The organism is Pseudomonas sp. QL9 (assembly GCF_041409665.1).
GTDB lineage: Bacteria > Pseudomonadota > Gammaproteobacteria > Pseudomonadales > Pseudomonadaceae > Pseudomonas > Pseudomonas knackmussii.
In genome coordinates, this window is record NZ_CP166971.1 from 2,104,480 (window position 1) to 2,124,130 (window position 19,651).

The 19,651-nt window shown below is 60.5% G+C and carries 14 protein-coding genes; 7 read left to right on the top strand and 7 right to left on the bottom strand.

The features are described from left to right. Positions 1-58 precede the first annotated feature (58 nt). From ACA097_RS10035 to ACA097_RS10055, 5 genes are all read left to right on the top strand, one after another. On the top strand, positions 59-2,260 hold the full coding sequence (locus ACA097_RS10035) for an N-6 DNA methylase (RefSeq protein WP_371370033.1): 2,202 nt from the start codon (positions 59-61) through the stop codon (positions 2,258-2,260). Positions 2,261-2,263: 3 nt separating this feature from the next. Further along, positions 2,264-3,658 (top strand): hypothetical protein, encoded by a 1,395-nt coding sequence (locus ACA097_RS10040; protein WP_371370034.1) that lies wholly within the window; start codon positions 2,264-2,266, stop codon positions 3,656-3,658. A 1-nt stretch (position 3,659) separates the two neighbouring features. After that, on the top strand, positions 3,660-5,312 hold the full coding sequence (locus tag ACA097_RS10045; protein WP_371370035.1) for a hypothetical protein: 1,653 nt from the start codon (positions 3,660-3,662) through the stop codon (positions 5,310-5,312). Beyond that, positions 5,309-6,235: a DUF5655 domain-containing protein gene (locus ACA097_RS10050; RefSeq protein WP_371370036.1), complete on the top strand. Its 927-nt coding sequence runs from the start codon at positions 5,309-5,311 to the stop codon at positions 6,233-6,235. The genes ACA097_RS10045 and ACA097_RS10050 overlap by 4 nt, the downstream gene beginning before the upstream one ends. Before the next feature lie 666 nt (positions 6,236-6,901). Continuing rightward, a complete protein-coding gene (locus ACA097_RS10055) occupies positions 6,902-7,399 on the top strand; it encodes a Bro-N domain-containing protein (RefSeq protein ID WP_371370037.1) in 498 nt (165 codons plus the stop codon). Positions 7,400-7,574: 175 nt separating this feature from the next. Here the strand turns inward: ACA097_RS10055 and ACA097_RS10060 are convergent, their stop codons facing one another. The 4 genes from ACA097_RS10060 to ACA097_RS10075 all read right to left on the bottom strand — a co-directional run bounded on the left by ACA097_RS10060 (position 7,575) and on the right by ACA097_RS10075 (position 11,691). Continuing rightward, positions 7,575-8,924, bottom strand: coding sequence for a glutamine synthetase family protein (locus tag ACA097_RS10060; protein WP_371370038.1), 1,350 nt, complete (start codon positions 8,922-8,924; stop codon positions 7,575-7,577). 70 nt (positions 8,925-8,994) lie between these two features. Continuing rightward, on the bottom strand, positions 8,995-9,543 hold the full coding sequence (locus tag ACA097_RS10065) for a helix-turn-helix domain-containing protein (protein ID WP_371370039.1): 549 nt from the start codon (positions 9,541-9,543) through the stop codon (positions 8,995-8,997). Between the two features lie 19 nt (positions 9,544-9,562). Further along, positions 9,563-10,852 carry an NAD(P)/FAD-dependent oxidoreductase gene (locus tag ACA097_RS10070; protein WP_371370040.1) on the bottom strand — a complete coding sequence of 430 codons (1,290 nt, stop codon included), beginning with the start codon at positions 10,850-10,852 and terminating at the stop codon, positions 9,563-9,565. Positions 10,853-10,932: 80 nt separating this feature from the next. Further along, on the bottom strand, positions 10,933-11,691 hold the full coding sequence (locus ACA097_RS10075; RefSeq protein WP_371370041.1) for a hypothetical protein: 759 nt from the start codon (positions 11,689-11,691) through the stop codon (positions 10,933-10,935). A 219-nt stretch (positions 11,692-11,910) separates the two neighbouring features. Here ACA097_RS10075 and ACA097_RS10080 point away from each other — a divergent pair, with 219 nt between their 5' ends. Together ACA097_RS10080 and ACA097_RS10085 are read left to right on the top strand one after the other, a co-directional pair. Then, positions 11,911-12,621: a cyclic nucleotide-binding domain-containing protein gene (locus tag ACA097_RS10080; RefSeq protein WP_371370042.1), complete on the top strand. Its 711-nt coding sequence runs from the start codon at positions 11,911-11,913 to the stop codon at positions 12,619-12,621. Between the two features lie 416 nt (positions 12,622-13,037). Then, positions 13,038-13,916, top strand: a complete 879-nt coding sequence (locus ACA097_RS10085; RefSeq protein WP_371370043.1) for a LysR family transcriptional regulator — start codon at positions 13,038-13,040, stop codon at positions 13,914-13,916. A 521-nt stretch (positions 13,917-14,437) separates the two neighbouring features. Here the strand turns inward: ACA097_RS10085 and ACA097_RS10090 are convergent. From ACA097_RS10090 to ACA097_RS10100, 3 genes are all read right to left on the bottom strand, one after another. Then, positions 14,438-16,216: an acyl-CoA dehydrogenase C-terminal domain-containing protein gene (locus ACA097_RS10090; protein WP_371370044.1), complete on the bottom strand. Its 1,779-nt coding sequence runs from the start codon at positions 16,214-16,216 to the stop codon at positions 14,438-14,440. A gap of 224 nt (positions 16,217-16,440) precedes the next feature. After that, a complete protein-coding gene (locus ACA097_RS10095; RefSeq protein ID WP_371370045.1) occupies positions 16,441-18,237 on the bottom strand; it encodes an acyl-CoA dehydrogenase C-terminal domain-containing protein in 1,797 nt (598 codons plus the stop codon). A gap of 122 nt (positions 18,238-18,359) precedes the next feature. Then, the gene (locus ACA097_RS10100) at positions 18,360-19,640 is read right to left on the bottom strand and encodes a diguanylate cyclase (RefSeq protein WP_371370046.1); all 1,281 of its coding nucleotides are present in this window, start codon (positions 19,638-19,640) and stop codon (positions 18,360-18,362) included. Between the last annotated feature and the right edge of the window lie 11 nt (positions 19,641-19,651).

Genomic DNA, 19,651 nt, shown 5'->3' on the forward strand with positions numbered 1-19,651 from the left:
TTGAAGATTAACAAGCACCAGGGAAATAGACCTGGAGGCTTAATGGATGAGACAAAGAATGAGCACGCTGGCAATTAAACGTGATGAAAAGAAAAGAAAAATCTGGAGCCATGTACGCAGCAAATGGCTTGTAGAAACACCTGAGGAAACAGTGCGACAGGAATACTTGCTCGTCCTGGTCAATGAGTACGGCTTTGACCTGCCGCAAATTTCAGAAGAAATGGATTTAACCGGCCGCGGCTCAGCCTCATCCCGCGCAGATTTTGTTATCTGGCGTACAGCTCAGGATAAGGCAGACAACAACGCACCTTTCATCATCGTTGAATGCAAATCCGATAATGTGACGATTAAACCACAGGACTACACACAAGGCGAAAACTACGCTCGTATCTGCGGTGCTCCATTCTTCGTTACCCACAACTCGCGGGAAACCAAGTACTGGCGGGTCAAGAAAGACAAAGTGCCCGGCTACACGGAAGAAATCGAGAACATCCCGCATGGCGACGCTTCGGACAAGGACATCGAGGAGCTGCTTTCCAAGCTCCGCGCCTTCAAAGAAAAGGAGTTCGCCGATCTGTTGCACAAATGCCACAACATCATCCGTAACCGGGAGAAAAAAGACCCGGCGGCCGCCTTCGATGAAATTGCTAAGGTGCTTTTCATCAAGGTCTACGTGGAACGTTCACTGCTGACTCGACGCAATAAAACCAACCTCTTTACCGTCGATGTGCTGAAAAGCCAGATTGCCGAGAACCCGCTCGACAATCTGTTCCAGCAAACCAAGCTCGCCTACGCTACTGACAAGATTTTCGATGACGACGAGCGCATCAACTTAAAACCTGCCACCGGCGAAGCCATCGTCAAGGAGCTGGAGAAATACAACCTCTCCGACACCAGCGAAGACGTGAAAGGCGTCGCTTTTGAGCGATTCCTCGGCCGCACTTTCCGAGGCGAAATCGGCCAGTTCTTCACCCCTCGCACTATCGTCGAATTTATGGTGCATATGCTTGACCCTAAAGAAGGCGAGATTGCATGCGATCCGGCTAGCGGCTCAGGCGGTTTTCTGATTCGGGTATTTGAAATCGTCCGAGAAAAAATACTTGCCGACGCTGACCGCGAGTACAACGAGTTCAAGGCCAGAGTCGAAAAGGACGGATCTCTCAACGAAGAGGAGCGCGCCAAGAAGCTTCAAGACAAATTCACCGAAATACAGGCGCTTCTTGACCAGAAGAATGAGGGGTCCCGTATGTGGAAGCTCTCAAATCGCTGTATTTATGGCACCGACGCCAACGACCGTATGGCACGTACCAGCAAGATGAACATGATCATGCACGGCGATGGCCACGGCGGAGTCCATCACCACGACGGTTTCTTAAATGTTAACGGCATCTTCGAGGGGCGTTTCGATATTATCCTCACGAACCCACCTTTTGGAGCTAATGTCGAGCCTACAGATAAAATTCTCGAGTCAGATATCAAGGTGAGCGCGGTTGCAAAACTGCGCTATCTCGATGAGTACGGAGATCTCTATCTTGAGGCTCAGAATCGTGTGCAAGCAGCATTAAACAAGCCCATTACCAGTTTATTTGAACTGCCTAAAAGCGATAAAGCGAAGATTAAGACCGAAGTGCTCTTTATCGAGCGCTGCCTCGACCTCCTCAAGCCTGGCGGTCGTCTCGGAATTGTGCTGCCGGAAGGCATTTTCAACAATCCATCACTCACCTACGTGCGCGAGTTTACTGAAGACCGCGCCTTCCTCCGCGCCGTAATTAGCCTACCCCAAGAGACCTTTGTCAGCTCAGGGGCCAGCGTGAAATGTTCGTTGCTCTTTCTGCAAAAGTTCACTGAAGAGGAACAGCAGAAATTTGACAATATCTACGCCACTGCCAAGGCGGAGATTGAAGCCAAATACGCTGACAAAACCCAAGCAGAGCGCATGCGACTGGAAAGTGAAATCTCGGCAACCAAACAGACGAAGGACGTCGAGCGACGTAGTGCCCTGCAAAAAGAGCTAAAGGACTATTTGAAGGCAATGGAAGTTCAGCAACTTGCTGAGACCCGGCAATTGCTCAAAAAGCGTTTCGATTACCCAATTTTTATGTACGAGGCGGAAAAAGTAGGCATATCAGCCACTGGCGAAGAAGACCAGAACGAACTTTATCCCAACGCCAACCAGCCCCATTATTGCGACAAGACCTGTTTGGAGTGGTATCGGGAATTCAGGTCAAACCCCGACTCGTTTCTGGAAGCTGGGGAGTAAGAAATGGAGCCTCGCCAAATAAAAAGAAAGCCCGTTATCTCTCAATGGTCACTCTTACCGCGCTGGGACTTTAAAAGCGCTCGTGCAGCTCTTTTTGCCCAGCGCCACCCGAATTTCGTGCCGCTCGGAGAGTACGCAGATGAGGCAACGGAATTAGTAGATCCAAGGAGCGAGCCCGAGAAGGAATGGCCGATTTACGGTATCAGCAATGAGTCGGGCGTGTTTCTTAGCAAGCTTCAAAAGGGAGCTGAGTTCAACTCAAATTACAAGCGTATTCGCCAAGACTATTTTTTTCACAACCCAACGCGGGCCAATGTTGGCTCTTTGGGCAGGGTTGGAAATGTTCCACCAGATGCAATCACCAGTCCCGAATACCAGGTATGGAAACCACGGCCTGGATTGTTACCGACATTCGCGGAAATCCTCATTAAAACCGACTTTTTCTTGGATCAAATCGAGTGTCATAGGGTCGGCGGCGTCAAAGAACGCCTGTTCGTACAGAACCTGTTTGAAATTCCGGTCCCCATTCCGCCGCTGCCGATCCAGCAAAAAATTGTGGCCCATTGGGATGCAGCTAACTCCAAAACTATAGAGGATATGGCTGCCTCACAAGAGCTGGCAAAAAGCACGCCATCCTTGCTCGCCTCAAAGGTCGGCCTCAAAGCGTTGATTACGCCTCACTCACGACGCGCGTTCGTTTCCTCTTGGAAAGAAATTGAGCGCTGGGGGGTGGAGCTCGCACGCGAAATGTCACGACGTCCGAATATTGAAATGAGCCCGTACCCCATCGTCTCTCTTTCTGATGTCATTGATGACCTTCAGAACGGCTGGAGTCCGAAGTGTCTTACGCGGCCAGCGTCAGATGAAGAGTGGGGGGTTCTAAAGGTCGGCGCGGTCTCATTCGGTTGGTTCGATGAGAGTCAGAACAAGGCATTGCCACCAGACCTTAAGCAGAGGGAACAATACGAAGTTAAGTCCGGCGATCTCATCATCAGTCGCGCCAACATTGCGCACTATGTTGGGGCATGTGGCTTAGTTGACAGAGTTCGCCCTAAGCTGATGCTATCTGACAAGCTCTTCCGTGTTATCTGGAAAGAAGAGTCGACAATTTTGCCAAAATATCTAGATGAGATACTCAAAATTCCGCACCTGCGGTGGCAGATAGAGAATAACCTCACCGGCGCGTCACCTACGATGAAAAATATCTCGAAACCGGCCCTTATGGCGTTGCGATTTCCGCTACCCCCTCTGGATATACAAGAGGAAATCATCGCCGAAATTGAAGCAAAGAGAAAAGAAGCCCGCAAGTTGCTGGATGAGGCTAAATTTAGTCTTCAAAAAGCCAAAGAAGAAATCGAAAAAATGATCCTTGATACGCGCTCTGCGGAGGCAAGCTGACATGTCCCGAGGCCGCCAATACATCGAATTCGAGGGGCTATTTTCAGAAAGTGTACTCGGCATATTCCGCATCATTCGGGGCTTTGCCGACCTACGCGACCTTGCAGCTGTCTCAGTGCCCTACAGGATGGAAGACGGTGAGCAAGGCTTTCGGGTTGTGGGACATCAGCGGGTGGAGTCAGCTAAGCATGCGGAGGAGATCAAGAACTACCTGGAGCAGAGCGAAAACCGCTTTCTCCCTGAGGTGATTCTTTCAGTTCGGACCCCTGTAAATTTTCTTGTTGGCGCCGATGTAATTACTCCTGCGCAACTTGCGTCTGGCGAAAAAACAATTGGACTGGGCGAAACGGTTTTCGGAGTGCAGAGCCAGGATGGCGGTCTAATTAACATCAGCCGGCGCTATTCGAGCCCGAGCATGCGCATGCAACGGCTGCGTATCCATCGCAACAATCTGGAGCGACTCAAACAGGAAAAAATTATCCGCCGAATCGATGGGAATCATCGCCTTCATTTGGCCGAGCAGCTAACAGATGACCCTAATACTCCGACCAAATATCTGGCTCCCTTTTGTATGGTCCTGCTCGGTCCGTCAGAAAACGATGTAGATGACTTTGCCGAATCACTGATCTTCCACACAATCAACAGTACTGCTTTACCGCTAGAGTCGGAGCACGGACTACGACTGTTGCTTGGACAAGATCCCGCGCACACCATGACACCAGACAACGAATTCGCCTATAACCCGGCGCTACACCTTACTCGATTGTTGGCTGACCGCCTGAAAGGTTTGACGCCCCAGGCCAGGCAGCGATTTGGCGAGCGCCCTTTGACTGCGCTATGGGAGTCGGCGCGCAATTTGATCGCTATGGACGAGGCCATCGCCCAAGATCGGCAAACCTTGACCGCCTTTGCAGACGATCTGTTTGCCGCACTGGCGGATATTTCTACCCGATTGACCGTGTACCACCCATCTTTGTGTAGCACCTACGGCTTTTTTGAGTTAGCGGCACGGATTTGGCGCGAAGCGGAGGAAGAGGATTACGAGCAGAAAGTTCGGTGGACTGTAAACTACCTCGACAGGATTGGGCATTGGCTTGGCGGCCAAGGAATCACAAGTTTGCTTGATCCTTTGTCTCCGGCAGAGCAACTGCTCAAAACCTTTAAAGCAGCCCAATCCCGAATTCCAAAGAAAGTTTTTCTTGCGCGCTGGTATCCAGCACCGAACGCGCCGAATGACGCGCATAACAAAGCAAATTTACGGCTGCAACAGCTTCGGCAGGCCCTGACCAACCTCCAGCAGCAAAATGGAATCGGCTTGGAATTGGTAGATATGGGTACGGAGGAGGGTGGATCTTTTCCAATTCACAATCGAATGTACGAGGCTATTGCTTCGTCTGACATCATCATTTGTGACCTAACTGGTCATCGCCCAAATGTCTACATTGAAGCCGGCTATGCACTGAAGCATCACGAAGGAAATCGGCTTATTTTCCTATTTGAGCCAAGTAACGCGGAAGACCAAGTCCCATTTGATTTGAACACTTTTAAATATGTAGCCATTAGCCAGGCGGCAGAAATTCCAAATAAAATCATTCCCGAGTTAAAAGCCATTCTAAAGGCCTCTGGCGCGCAAATAATGGAAGAAGGCGCATGAGCGATATTCAGTTATTCCGCCTGAATGGGCAACAAGCCGCACTTGAACTTCCAGGCCGTTCCGTAGCAGTAGAAAAACAGCTACAGAGTTTGATCGAAGCGCAGATGGAATGCTTTCTTGGGGTGCGCTTTCTCGCCAGCGAATACGCTACAGGCAAGACCCACAAAGGCCGCATCGACTCCCTGGGCCTAGACGAAAATGGCTGCCCGGTAATCGTCGAATACAAACGACACAGCAACGAGAACGTGATCAACCAAGGCCTATTCTATCTGGACTGGTTGCTTGATCATCAAGCTGAGTTTCGCTGGTTGGTCATGGAGAAACTTGGGAAGGAAGCAGCCGAGCAGATCGAGTGGAGTGGCACGCGCCTGCTGTGCATCGCCGCGGACTTTACTCGCTACGACCAACATGCAGTGCAACTGATCCAACGCAACATCGAGCTGATCCGCTACAAGCTGTTTGGCGATGACCTATTACTGCTGGAGCTGGTCAATAGTGTAAGCGTGGCGGACGCTTCAACGGTACCCAAGGCAGTTGCTGTCGAGCCAGGCAAGCCAGCGGCCGTAAGTAAGGACAAAAACTGGCAGGAACAGCTAGCTCAGGCGACGCCAGAGATAGCAGCGCTGTTCGAGCAGACCAACAGCTACTTGCACTCCCTTGGTGATGATGTGCAGGAAAAGCACCTGAAGCTCTATGTAGCCTTTCGCCGCCTGAAAAACTTTGCCAGCCTAGTACCCCAGCCCAAGCGCCTGCTGCTGATGCTCAAGCTCAATCCAGACTCAGTAGAACTAGTCGACGGCTTCAGCCGTGATGTGCGCACTATCGGCCATTGGGGCACGGGCGACCTGGAGCTGAGCCTACGCAACCAAGCCGACCTTGAGCGCGCCAAGCACCTAATCGAACGTAGTTATCAGGAGAACTAATCTCTAACGACGATCCTGCAAAGCGACACTGGCAGCCGGTATCCGGGGGGGGCGGTACAAAAAACAGTACACTGGCGGTACAGTGCCCAGCTTTTACAGATTTCGCCAAATTACGCTTAAACCGCTCTACGACGATGCTTTCAGCTAACTGTACCTGCGCTAAGCTACACCCGATTTCACTGGGCTTGCAGCGTTTCTAGGCAACTCCTAGTCCTTCGGTCCACGGCTCGAGTCCGTGTGGGCCCACCACCTTTCAGATACACAAAAGCCGCGCATTGCGCGGCTTTGTCATTTCTGGCCTGCGTGAGCCGAATAACCCTCCTATTCGGCTCACCGGATGAGCCAAATACTCATTCGGGCGAGATTGGGAAAAGTCCTACACTGCGACTGCGTTGCCGTCCTACAAGCCCTCTGCGTAAGGTTTCGGCCGCCTCGGTTTTGCCGGGGTCAGGTGTGGAAACCTGTTGCTCAACGTAACAACGCCATAGCAGAGCTTTTCAGGCACAGCGTGTCGGATTTGCCCTGGCAGTCTATGGCGGACCGTGCGAGGCGGACTTCGGTCCGGCCGGTCTTTGTTACGTTGACCCGGTTTTCCACCCTTGCACGGTCCGCCTCCCCTCCCGGTCTTCCGGTGGCGGCTTCTTGAAAACAGCAAGGAGCTACAGCATGAGTTTCATCCCTTCCCCTTCCTCTGAATCCGTTCTCAAGCCTATGGCTTTCGTGCGTAACCATCGGCAACTGCGGGCGGTGCTGATCGATCGCCAGGCGTGGTTCGTTGCCGCGGATTTGGCGCGGCTGACCAACAGCACGCTCAACGAGCGGATCACCAACAAGCTGGACCGGGACCAGACGCGCAAGGCGGTGCTGCTCAATGGCGGCGGCCAGCCGGAGAGGGAGCTGCTGATCAGCGAGAGCGGGGTCTACATGCTGCTGGTGGTGCAGCTCTATCACCCGGAGAACCGCGAGCTGCGGCAGTGGCTGACCAACGAGGTGGTGCCGGTGCTGCGCGATGCGGAGCTGGACGATCCGGCGTTGCCCCGCCAGCGGCTCGGCGCGGCGCTTTGGCGCAACTCGAGTGTGCTGGAGTGGCAGGGCGAGTTGTGGGGGCGCTTGACGGATGCGATACGGGTGATCGAGTCGGAGTTGTTCCGCAACGGCGCATAACCACCTTGTGGTTATGCGCCCTACGGGGTGAGGCATGGTGCGGGGTCGTACGGCTGCCGCATGGGTTTCGTGCCTCAACCCATCCTGCGAGGCTCGCGAACCTGGCCCCGCTGCGGGGCTGGGTTCGCGAGCAAGAGCTAGGCGTCCCCCTCGCTCCTACAGGACGCGCCTTGCGTCAGAGGAACCAGCGGTACTCGCGGGCGCTGACTTCGTTCATGAAGTCGAGGTGGTCGTGGCGCTTGTTCTCGCAGTAGACGAAGACGAACTCGCTGCCCAGGCCGTCCTTCACCACCGGGTGGTTTTCCATCGCGGCCACCGCGCCGAGCATGTCGCGGGGGAATTCGATGCCGCTTTCGCGATCTTCGTTGAGCGACGGGATCGGCTCCTTGCCGGCTTCCAGGCCGTGTTCCATGCCGGTGAGGATGGCGGCCAGGACCAGGTAGGGGTTGGCGTCGGCGCCAGCGAGGCGGTGTTCGATGCGCAGGTTCTTGCCGTCGGATTCCGGGATGCGGATGCACGCGTCGCGGTCTTCGAAGCCCCAGCTGGCCTTGCTCGCGGCGTTCACGCGGGAGCCGTAGCGGCGGTAGGCGTTGTGGTTGGCGGCGAAGATCGGCATGCAGTGCGGCAGCAGTTCCAGGCAGCCGGCCACGGCGTGGCGCAGCGGGCGCTGGTTGTCGCCGTCGAGCAGGTTCTTGCCTTCGCGGTCGTACAGGCTCACGTGGACGTGCATGCCGCTGCCCGGCGCGTGCAGGTAGGGCTTGCTCATGAAGCTGGCGCGGTGGCCGTGCTTGAGCGCCACGCCACGGGTAGCGCGGGTGAACAGTGCGGCCTGGTCGGCGGCGTGCAGGCCGTCTTCGCAGTGGGCGAAGTTGATCTCGAACTGGCCCGGGCCGATTTCGGCGGTGATGACGTTGGCGTCCACGCCTTGCTCGCGGGCGGCTTCGACCACTTCATGGAGCACGTCGGAGAAGCGCGACAGGCGCTCGATGTGCATGTTCGGCTGGTCGTCTTCGTCGTCGCACAGCGGGTCGCGCGGGTACTGCGGCAGGCCGTCCTTGAGCTTCTTGTCGAACAGGTAGAACTCCAGCTCGAACGCCACTACCGGGCGAATGCCCTTGCCTTCCAGGCGCTTCAGCACGCGGGCCAGCACTTCGCGCGGTTCGAACTCGATGGGCGCCTCGGTGCCGTCGGAGGTGATCAGCATCTGGCCCAGCGGCTGGTTCTCCCAGCGCACCGGCTTGAGGGTGCCGGGCACCAGGCGGCGCGGGGCGTCCGGGTCGCCGTCGTTGAAGCAGTAGTCGCCGATCGGGTGCAGGCCGCCCTGCACGCCCAGCAGGACGCAGTTCTGCGGCAGCTTCAGTGGGCTGCCGGCGGCGACTTTCTCGAGCATGTCGACCGGGTAGCGCTTGCCGTAGAAGTGGCCGGGGATGTCCAGGCAGATCAGGTCGACGTAGCGGACCTCCGGGTACTGGGCGCGGAAGGCGCGAACTTCGCTGAGCAGATCGGGGAAGGTTTGGCGGTTCATCTTGTAGTTGCCTGTGTGTCAGGCGCGGCCGGAGCGTTCACCCGGCAGGCCGCGAGGGCCTGCGAGGGAATCAGGTGAAGATCCAGAGCACCCTCGTTGGTTTGTCGGTGAGATTGCCGTAGCGGAACTTGGCGTGCGGCGGCAGCTGGAAGCTGTCGTTGGGGTAAAGGGTGACGGTTTCGTCCTGGTACCAGAGGGTCAGTTCGCCTTCGAGGACGAAGCCACCCTGCTCGGAGCTGTCGTTGAGGTGGTCTTCACCGCTGGTGGCGCCGGGCGCGAGGATGCTGTCGAGCATCGAGAAGCCACCGGACATGCTCGGCGAAGCGAGGATGTCGGTGATGCCGCCGGCGTAGTAGAGCGTGCGGCGGTCGGCCGGGCGGGTCACCCAGGAGGTCGTGCGCGATGGGCCGCCGGCATAGAAATAGGTGGTCGGCACACCCAGGGCTTCGCTGATGGCGGTGAGGTCGGCCACGGTCGGGCGCGACAGGCCACGCTCGACCTGGGAGAGGAAGCCGACCGAGCGACCGATCCGCTCGGCCAGCGCGCCAAGGGTCAGGTTCTTGTGCTTGCGCAGGTCGCGGATCAGGGTCGCTAGGTGTTCGTTTTCGTGCTCTTGCATAGGCGCTTTCCGGCTCGGGTCAGAAGAAGTCCCGCAACCGATACCAGGCTTTGCCGATGGCTTCCAGTGGCGCGGCAAATCGCTGACCGCCGGGGAAGCCGGGATTGCTAAGGCGTTGATAGAGATCAAGTTCCTCTTCGCGACCGAGCATCGCCTGGCTGACCGCACGGGCCGCGGCCAGGCTGGGCAGTACGCCATGGCCGGAATAGCCCTGCAGCCAGTAGAGGTTGCCGCGACGGCCAACGTCCGGCGTGCGGCGCATGCTGCAGTCGATGTGCCCGCCCCAGGCGTATTCCAGCTCCACGCCACGCAGCTGCGGGAACACCCGCTCGACGTACGGCCGGGTGGCGGCGCGGATGTCGCTGGGCAGGCCGCCCAGGTAGGTGCAGCCGCCGCCGAACAGCAGGCGGTGGTCGGGGGTCAGGCGGAAGTAGTCGAGGACGAACTGGTTGTCGGTGACGCAGCAGTTCTTCGGCAGCAGCGAGTGCGCAAGCTCGGCACCCAGCGGCGCGGTGGCGACCTGGTAGGTGCCGACCGGCAGGATGCGCCCCGAGACGTCTTTATCCAGGCCGTCGATGTAGGCGTTGCAGGCCAGTACCAGGGCGGAGCAGCGCACGGTGCCGTGCTCGGTCTCGACCAGGTAGCCGTTGCCCTGCTCGCTGTAACGCAGCGCGCGGGTTTGTTCGAAGATGCGCCCGCCGGCCCTCTCGATCGCATCGGCGAGGCCGTAGGCGAGTTTCAGCGGGTTGATGTGCGCGGAGTTCGGGTCGTACAGGCCGGCGAGGTAGCGGTCGCTGGCGACCCACTGCGGCAGCTCGGCGCGGGAGATCATCTGCAGGCCTTCGTAGCCCCAGCGTTTGGCGGCCTCTTCCTGCCACTCTTCGAGCATGCCGACGCGGCGCGGCAGCACGGCGGTCCAAAGGTGGCCGACGCGGTAGTCGCAGTCGAAGCCGTGGCGCTGCGGCAGGTCGCGCAATTCACGCGCGGCCCAGAGCATGCCTTGCCACAAGCGCAGGGCGCCTTCATGGCCGAGGTCGTCCTCGATCGGGCCGAGGTCGCTGGACCAGCCGGGCAATGCCTGGCCGCCGTTGCGTCCGGACGCCGCCCAGGCGATGCGGCTGGCTTCGATCACGCACACCTGGCGCCCGCCTTCGGCGAGCTGCAGCGCGGTGTGCAGGCCGCTGAACCCGGCGCCGATCACCAGCACTTCGCACTCCAGCGCGTCCGTCAGTTGTGCGCGGGGCTGCAGCAACTCCGGATTGGCAGCGGCGTAGTAAGTGCCGACAGGCTGGTTCGAACGCAGGAACATGGCGACCTCATGAAATTGTCGTATTTATTTTTCATGAAAAATATCACAACGAATTTCACGAAGCCAGCCCGAGATTTCATCTAGCCGTTGGCGGCGACCGCCGGCAGGCGTTCCTCGCGGTTTTCACGCAGGCTGGCGATGATCACCAGCACCACCAGCACACCGGCCAGCACGGCAGAGGAGCCGATGGTGCCGAAGTCCAGGCCGCCCTTCTCGTGGCTCTTGGTCAGCACGTCGCCCAGGGTCGCGCCGAACGGCCGGGTCAGCACGAAGGCCAGCCAGAACAGCAACACCGAGCTGATGCGGGTGAAGTAATGCAGCACGACGATGCCGGCGATCAGGCTGCCGATCAGCAGCGCCCCGCCGGCGAAGCCCAGGCCCGAGTCGTCGGCGAGGAAGTCACCCAGCGCGGTGCCCAAGGTGTTGGAGAAGAGGATCGCCACCCAGTAGAACAGCTCGCCCTTGAGGTTGCGGATGTCGCCCACCGCCAGCGGCGTGCCGCTCAGGCGCCAGAGCGCGAAGGTGGCGATCAGGATGCTGACCAGGATCGCCGAGCCGCTGGCGTAGCCCAGGCCCAGGGTGCGGTCCATGAAGTCCGACATGGTGGTGCCGGCGGTGCTGGTGGAGAGGATCACCAGCCAGTACAGCCAGGGGTTGTAGCGGCGCGTCGCGAGCTGGCCGAACAGGGTGACCAGGAACAGGCTGATGAGGATCAGCGAGCTGGCCGCGTAGCCGACGTCGAGGGTCATGGACAGCAGGTCGCCGGCGGTTTCGCCGAGGGTGGTGGCGCAGATTTTCATCACCCAGAACGCGAGGGTGATTTGCGGCAATTTGTTCATTGCAGGCACAGCTCCAGTGATAAGCATTTGCGGCGCGCAGCCTGACGAGCGTCAGGTGAAGAACCGGTCAAGGACGGATCAAGAAAAGGTCGGGAATGCGCACTGCAAAGCGGACATGTCTGTCGGCCTACGGATGACAGATGCCCATCTGTTGCTATGTTCTTAGGAGTGAAATCGGCCGCCGGACGCGGTTGCGGCTGGCGTATAGGGGACTATCGGATGAATCAGATGTTGAAGCCGCAACCGTATTGCAAGAACTGTCGACTGGCGCCGCCCACCCTCAGCGACGACAAGCTTCTCGAGCTGGAAGCGATCATCAAGCCCGGCCACCTGCTGCACAAGGGCGACCACCTGTTCCGCCAGGGCGACCCCTTCCACAACGTCTACCTGGTGCGCTCCGGTTCGCTGAAGACGGTGACCACCAACGAACAGGGCATCGAGAAGATTACCGGCTTCTATTACGCCAACGAGATCTTCGGTTTCTCCGGCATGGACGAGGGCAGCTACCCGGTGTCGGCCATCGCCCTGGAAAGCACGCTGTGCAGCGAGATTCCTTTCGACCAGCTGGAGCAGCTGTCGCAGCAGATTCCCGGGCTGTCGCACCAGCTGCTGCTGATGATGAGTCGGAAGATTCGCGAGGATCAGCAGATGAAGCTGCTGCTCTCGCGGCTCAATGCCGACTCGCGGATCGCCGCCTTCCTGCTGAACATTTCCGCGCACTTCCGCGAGCGCGGCTTCTCCGCCCTGCGCTTCCGCCTGAGCATGTCGCGCCACGAGATCGGCGATTACCTGGGGCTGGCGGTGGAAACCGTCTCGCGCAGCTTCACCCGCCTGCAGAAGAACGGCCTGCTGCAGGTAAACGGACGGGAGACGGAGATCGTCGACTTCACCGAGCTGTGCGCGCTGGCGGGTGGCGAGATAGAGCTCTGAAGCCTGGCGCTGCCTGTAGGAGCGCGCCATGCGCGCGATCGCGGGCATGGCCCGCTCCTACAGGTACAACCCCTTCCGGGAATAAAAGCCGCCCACTGGACTAAACAGACGTCCGGGGGCGGACGCGAGGACTTTCGCGGGAAGCCGCCGCGCCAGTCGACGGGCTGCTTCCCAGGCATTCATGGCCCTGCAATCGGGCCGTCTCCTTTTCCACTGCATGCCGGCCGGGCTTTCCGATGCGTTTCCGGCTGGTCGATGGCGCTCGTTACCCTTCGTCTTTGCCTATGAAAACGCCCTGGATGCCGAGGCCTTCCACCTTTGTCTACCGGCTTGTGGAAGCGGAGTGGCACTAGACTAGGCGCTCGGGTAGGTCCCTATCCATTTCGATTTTCCAGTTTCGTTGATAAGCCCCGCTTATGGATTTTCGCCAGCTCCGCTATTTCGTCGCGCTCTACGAGGAAGGTCACGTAGGGCGTGCAGCCGAACGCCTGGCGCTGTCCCAGCCGGCGCTTTCGCAGCAGATCCGCCAGCTCGAGCAGAACCTCGATGTGGCGTTGTTCCAGCGCAGCGGCAAACGCCTGCTGCCGACAGTCGCGGCACACACCCTCTACAACCACGCGGTGCCACTGCTCGATGGCCTGGAGCGCGCTCACGATGCCTTGCGCGGTTTCCGCGGGCACTCCCCGCGCAGCCTCGCCATCGGCGTGTTGCAGACGGTGAATGCCAACCTGGTGCCGCATCTGGTGGAACGTCTGCATACGGCGCAGCCGCACTTGCAGGTGCGCATGTACGAGCTGTCCGGAGTGGAAATCGAACGGCGGCTGATGGGCGGCCAGCTGGATATCGGCATCGGCTTCCTGCCGCCGCGCCAGCCGGCGCTGCACGGGGTGGAGCTGTATCCGGACGAGCTGCAGTTGGTGATCCCGGCGGACCATCCGCTGCGGGAATTCAAGAAAGTCTCGCTGGCCCAGGCCGCGGAGCTGCCGATGCTGCTGCTCGGTGAAGAGTTCCGCGCCCGGCAGATCTGGCAGGAGCAACTAGCCGCTATCGGCCGGCGCCCCAGGGTGCAGGCTGAGCTGAACCACATGACCGGCATCCTCGATAGCCTGCCGCACAGCCAGTTCGCCACCGTGCTGCCGGGGCGCGCACGGCAGACCAACAGCAATCGCGACCTGCTCTGGAAGCCCTTGAGCGAGCCGCGCATTCCGTTAAGTGTGGGATTGGTCTATCGCGATGCGCAGCGTCAGCACACGACGGTGGAGCTGCTGCGCTCATTGCTGGAAGGGGCGGTGTAAGGCTTTTTGTAGGAGTGGATCTCATCCACGAACCGCGCCGGGAATTCCGGCTATCGCGGACAAGGTCCGCTCCTACGTTACTTCTGGGTTCCCGCGTTCGCGGGGAAGACGATAAGAAGCAAGACCCTTACCCCGTCACTCCCGCGAACGCGGGACGCGGCTCTATCGCGAACAGCGCTTGCGCTGGCCCGAAGGGGAATAGCCCCAAAAGTCATTTGCGCCCGTAGAAAACAGCCCGCAAAAATCGCAGGCAAAGAAAAACCCCGCCTTGCGAGCGGGGTTTTGCAGACCGATATCCTGACGTCCGTGCTGGCCACCATCCGTGGTGGAATCCCTTTCTTTCCGTTTTGTCGTTGGCGCTTCCTGCGCAATGTCCTGACTGGTTGTTAGATTACCCACCGAACCAAGCACTCGGTAGACGCCAAATGACACCGCGTCTTGTAAGCCTAGGCTTACAAGGCTGTTATTTCGCTGAAACGAAAAAGCCCCGCCGAGGCGGGGCATTCTCGTGCAGCGCTCGCTTAGAACTGCGCGGCGTCCAGCAGGTACAGCGATTCGCTGCCGGCTTTCACCGAGGCGCTCAGCGAGTGGATACGCGGCAGCAGGCGGGCGAAGTAGAAACGCGCGGTGCCCAGCTTGGTGGCGTAGAACTCGTCCTGGCCTTCCTTGCCCAGCGAGGCGCGGGCCATCAGCGCCCACATGTAGGCGTAGGCGGTGTAGCCAAAGACCTGCAGGTATTCGACCGACGCGGCGCCGATCTCGTTGGGGTTGCCCTTGGCGCGGTCAAGCACCCAGGCGGTCAGTTCTTCCAGGTTCTGCACGGCGGCGTTCAGCGGGCCGGTGAACTCGGCCAGCTCGGCAGCGGCCGAAGCGGTGAAGGCGCGGATCTCGTCGGTGAAGTGCTTGGCGAAGGCGCCACCGCTGCCGACGATCTTGCGGCCCATCAGGTCCAGCGCCTGGATGCCGTTGGTGCCTTCGTAGATCTGGGTGATGCGGCAATCGCGCACCAGTTGCTCCTGGCCCCACTCGCGGATGAAGCCGTGGCCGCCGAAGATCTGCTGGCCGTGGACGGTGGTTTCCAGGCCCATGTCGGTGAGGAAGGCCTTGGCCACCGGGGTCAGCAGGGCGACCAGTTCTTCGGCGCGCTTGCGCGTGGTCGGCTCTTCGCTGTACTTGGCGGTGTCCAGTTGCATGGCGACATAGCTGGAGAAGGCGCGACCGCCCTCGTTCAGCGCTTTCATGGTCAGCAGCATGCGGCGCACGTCCGGGTGGACGATGATCGGGTCGGCGGCTTTGTCCTGTGCTACCGGGCCGGTCGGCGCGCGGCTCTGGATACGCTCGCGGGCGTATTCCACGGCGCTCTGGTAGGAACGCTCGCCGGTCGCCAGGCCCTGGATGCCAACGCCCAGGCGCTCGTAGTTCATCATGGTGAACATGGCCGCCAGGCCCTTGTTCGGCGCATCGACGATCCAGCCGGTGGCGCCGTCGAAGTTCATCACGCAGGTGGCGGACGCCTTGATGCCCATCTTGTGTTCGATCGAGCCGCAGGAAACGGCGTTGCGCTCACCGAGCGAACCGTCGTCGTTGACCATCACCTTCGGCACCAGGAACAGCGAGATGCCCTTGGAGCCGGCCGGCGCGTCGGGCAGCTTGGCCAGCACCAGGTGGACGATGTTCTCGGTCAGGTCGTGCTCGCCGCCGGTGATGAAGATCTTGGTGCCGCTGATCTTGTAGCTGCCGTCGGCCTGGGGCTCGGCCTTGGTGCGGATCATGCCCAGGTCGGTGCCGGCGTGGGGTTCGGTCAGGCACATGGAACCGGCCCAGGTGCCGGCGTACATGTTCGGCAGGTACTTGGCCTTGAGTGCTTCGCTGGCGTGGTTGAGCAGCGACAGGCAGGCGCCGGCGGTCAGCATCGGGTACAGGCCGAAGGACAGGTTGGCCGCGTTGACCATTTCCTCGACCTGCGCGCCGATCACCTTGGGCATGCCCATGCCACCGAATTCCGGGTCGCCGCCCACGCCCACCCAGCCGCCTTCGGCGTAGGTGCGATAGGCCTCGGGGAAGCCAGCCGGGGTCTTCACGCCTTCGGCGCTCCAGCTGCAGCCTTCTTCGTCGCCGCTACGGTTCAGCGGGGCGATCACGCCCGCGGTGACCTTGCCGGCTTCTTCGAGGATGGCGTTGGCGGTTTCGACGTCTACCGTCTCGGCCAGGCCGGGCAGTTGTGCCCAGAGGTTGCCCACCTCGAAGACTTCGTTGAGGACGAACTGCATGTCGCGCAGGGGTGCTTTGTAGTCAGCCACGATCGGATTCCTCTAGCGAACAGCGGCTGAACGGGCAGCCAGCAAAAACGGGATGATTCGTACGCAATGGTGCGCTGCCGGAGTCTACTCCAACACCGCTTCAGGTTTGTAGCGCCATGATATGACCATTTATCTAATTCCGGTCACAAAATTGTGCACTGCAAAATGCAGGAACGAACAGGCCCCCGGTATCAGCGGGGGCCTGTCGGGAATGCGCTGACGCCTTAGAGCGCGAACTGCTCGGCAGACAGGCGCATAAGGCTTTCGCCACCGGCCTCCACAGCCGCCTTGTGCGCTGCGGCGCGCGGCAGCAGGCGGGCGAAGTAGAAGTCAGCAGTGGCCAGCTTGGCCTGGTAGAAATCCGCTTCGCCGTTGCCCGCCTCCAGCTTCTGCTGGGCGACCAGCGCCATGCGCAGCCAGAAATAGCCGAGGGTGATGTAGCCGGAGAACATCAGGTAGTCCACGGCCGCGGCGCCGACTTCGTCGGGGTTCTTCATCGCCGCCATGCCGACTTTCTGGGTCAGCTCGCCCCACTGCTTGTTCAGCGCTGCGAGCTGCGCCACCTGGGCCTTCAGCTGCGGGTGTTCGGCGTGTTCCTGGCAGAGCTTGTGGACCAGCTTGGTGAAGCCCATCAGCAGCTTGCCCTGGCTGCCGAGCACCTTGCGGCCAAGCAGGTCGAGGGCCTGGATGCCGTTGGTGCCTTCATAGATGGGGGCGATGCGGCAGTCGCGGACCAGTTGCTCCATGCCCCACTCGCGGATGAAGCCGTGGCCGCCGAACACCTGCATGCCCAGGTTGGTGGCTTCCAGGCCGGTCTCGGTCATGAAGGCCTTGCAGATCGGGGTGAGGAAGGCCAGCAGGTTGGCCGCCTGCTCGCGTTCTTCGGCGCTTTCGGCGAGGTGCTCGACGTCCAGCAGCTGCGCGGTGAAGTAGGCCAGCGCGCGGTTGCCTTCGTTGAACGCCTTCATGGTCAGCAGCATGCGGCGCACGTCCGGGTGGACGATGATCGGGTCGGCCGGTTTGTCCGGCGCCTTCGGACCGGTCAGGGCGCGCATCTGCAGCCGGTCGCGGGCGTATTTCACGGCGCCCTGGTAGCTGGTCTCGCCAAGGCACAGGCCCTGCATCCCGGTACCCAGGCGCGCGTGGTTCATCATGGTGAACATGCAGGCCAGGCCCTTGTTGGCCTCGCCGATCAGGTAGCCGGTGGCGCCGTCGAAGTTCATCACGCAGGTGGCCGAGGCCTTGATGCCCATCTTGTGCTCGATGGAGCCGCAGGAGACGGCATTGCGCGCACCGGCCTCGCCGGCGGCATCGAGGGTGAACTTCGGCACGATGAACAGCGAGATGCCCTTGGTGCCGGCCGGCGCGTCGGGCAGCTTGGCGAGCACCAGGTGGATGATGTTCTCGCTCATGTCGTGCTCGCCGGCGGAAATGAAGATCTTGGTGCCGCTGATCGCGTAGCTGCCGTCGGCATTGGGCACGGCGCGGGTCTTGATGATGCCGAGGTCGGTGCCGCAGTGCGGCTCGGTCAGGCACATGGTGCCGGTCCAGGTGCCGGCGGTCATGCGCGGCAGGTAGGCGTTCTTCTGCTCGGCGGTGCCGTGGGCGTGGATGGCGGCCATGGCGCCGCGGGTCAGGCCCGGGTACATGCCCCAGGAGCAGTTGGACGCGCCGATCATCTCGCTGACCAGCAGGCCGAGCGACGGCGGCAGGCCCTGGCCACCGTATTCGGGGTCGGAGGAGACGCCGTTCCAGCCACCTTCGACGTACTGCGCATAGGCTTCCTTGAAGCCCTTGGGCGTGGTCACCACGCCGTTGTCGAAGTGGCAGCCCTCTTCGTCGCCGGAGCGATTGAGCGGCGCCAGCACCTGCTCGCAGAACTTGGCGCCCTCTTCGAGGATCGCCGAAACCATATCCGGACTGGCATCGGTCGCGCCCAGCGCCTGGTAGCCGCCGGCGAAATCGAAGACTTCGTCGATCAGGAAACGCACATCACGCAGGGGGGCCTTGTAATCGGGCATGGCAGTTCTCCAGTCGGTACCGCGCCAGAACGGCGCGCGAAAGGTCTGAACCTACTGTGCTCCGGAAACTACAGGCAATCACCCTGCATGCGATGAATGCGCGACCATAACCCGCCGCCGCATCAGGCCATGCGCACCGCGCCGCGACGGCTCTTGCCGTGCACCGAGACGCGGTTGCGGCCGCCGCTCTTGGCCGCATAGAGCGCCTGGTCGGCAGACTTGACCACCTCCTCCGGGGTGCGCTGTTCGGCGTCGCGTTCGGCCACGCCGATGCTGATGGTCACGCTGATCGCCTGGCTGCTCTGCCCGCGCCGCTGGCTGCGGCCCTGGCGGTCGTCGCCGGGGCGCGAACCACGGTCGCGCAGTTGCATGGCGTAGCCCTCGATCATCTGGCGAATGTCTTCCAGGTGCGGCAGGCAGGCTTCCATCGACTTGCCCGGGAAGACCAGGGTGAATTCCTCGCCACCGTAGCGATAAGCCTTGCCGCCCCCGCCGATCTTGCGCAGGCGGCTGGCGACCATGCGCAGCACCTGGTCGCCGACATCGTGGCCATAGGTGTCGTTGCAGCGCTTGAAGTGGTCGACGTCGACCATCGCCAGCACGTACTGCTGGCCGAGGCGCTGGAAGCGCTCGTTGAGCGCGCGGCGTCCGGGCAAGCCGGTGAGTTCATCGCGGAAGGCCATCAGGTAGGCCTCGTGAGCTACAGCCGCAGTGAGGTTGAACATCACCAAGCTGCTCATCGCGTGCAGCGCGTAGGGCAGCAGGAAGACCTTGGGCAGCATCCACAACAGGCCGAACAGACCGAGCAACTGCGCGGCATGCAACGGCCTTGGCTGGCGCAGATAGCTGGTCAGCAGCAAGCCGAAGGCCAGCAGGAACGCCAGGTACGACAGCTGCGCCAGGACCATCCAGTGGACCTGCAGGGACGGCCAGTAGACGCTGCTGACCAGGTCGAGCAAGCCCTGGGGAAAGCTGCGCGATAGCCCGGTGGCCAGTGCGGCGACGGCCGCCAACACGGCGCCGCGGGCGAACATGTCCTGCAGCAGGTGGGTGCGCTCCTGCCAGATGCCATACAGCCCGTAGAGCAGCGGCAACAACAGGCAGACCAGGTGATAGACCTGCGGCGCATCGGCGCGCGGCGCTCCCGTATCGCGGTAGAAATCGACCTGCGTGTCGAGCAGGAAGTAGCCGATGTACACCACCGCCAGCATGAACAGCTGGCGCTGCCGTCCGTAGATCAGGCAGAGGGCGCCGCCGAGCAGCAGGAGCACGGTTGGCAGGACGTTGAACAGGGAGAAGAAGAACTCGTTCATCGCCGGCAAGGAGCCCGCGACAACGCCTGCCGGCAGGAACAACAAGGGCGCGAGAAAATGACTGGGCCGGTAACGGGCAAGTGCGAGCACGAAGGAATCCA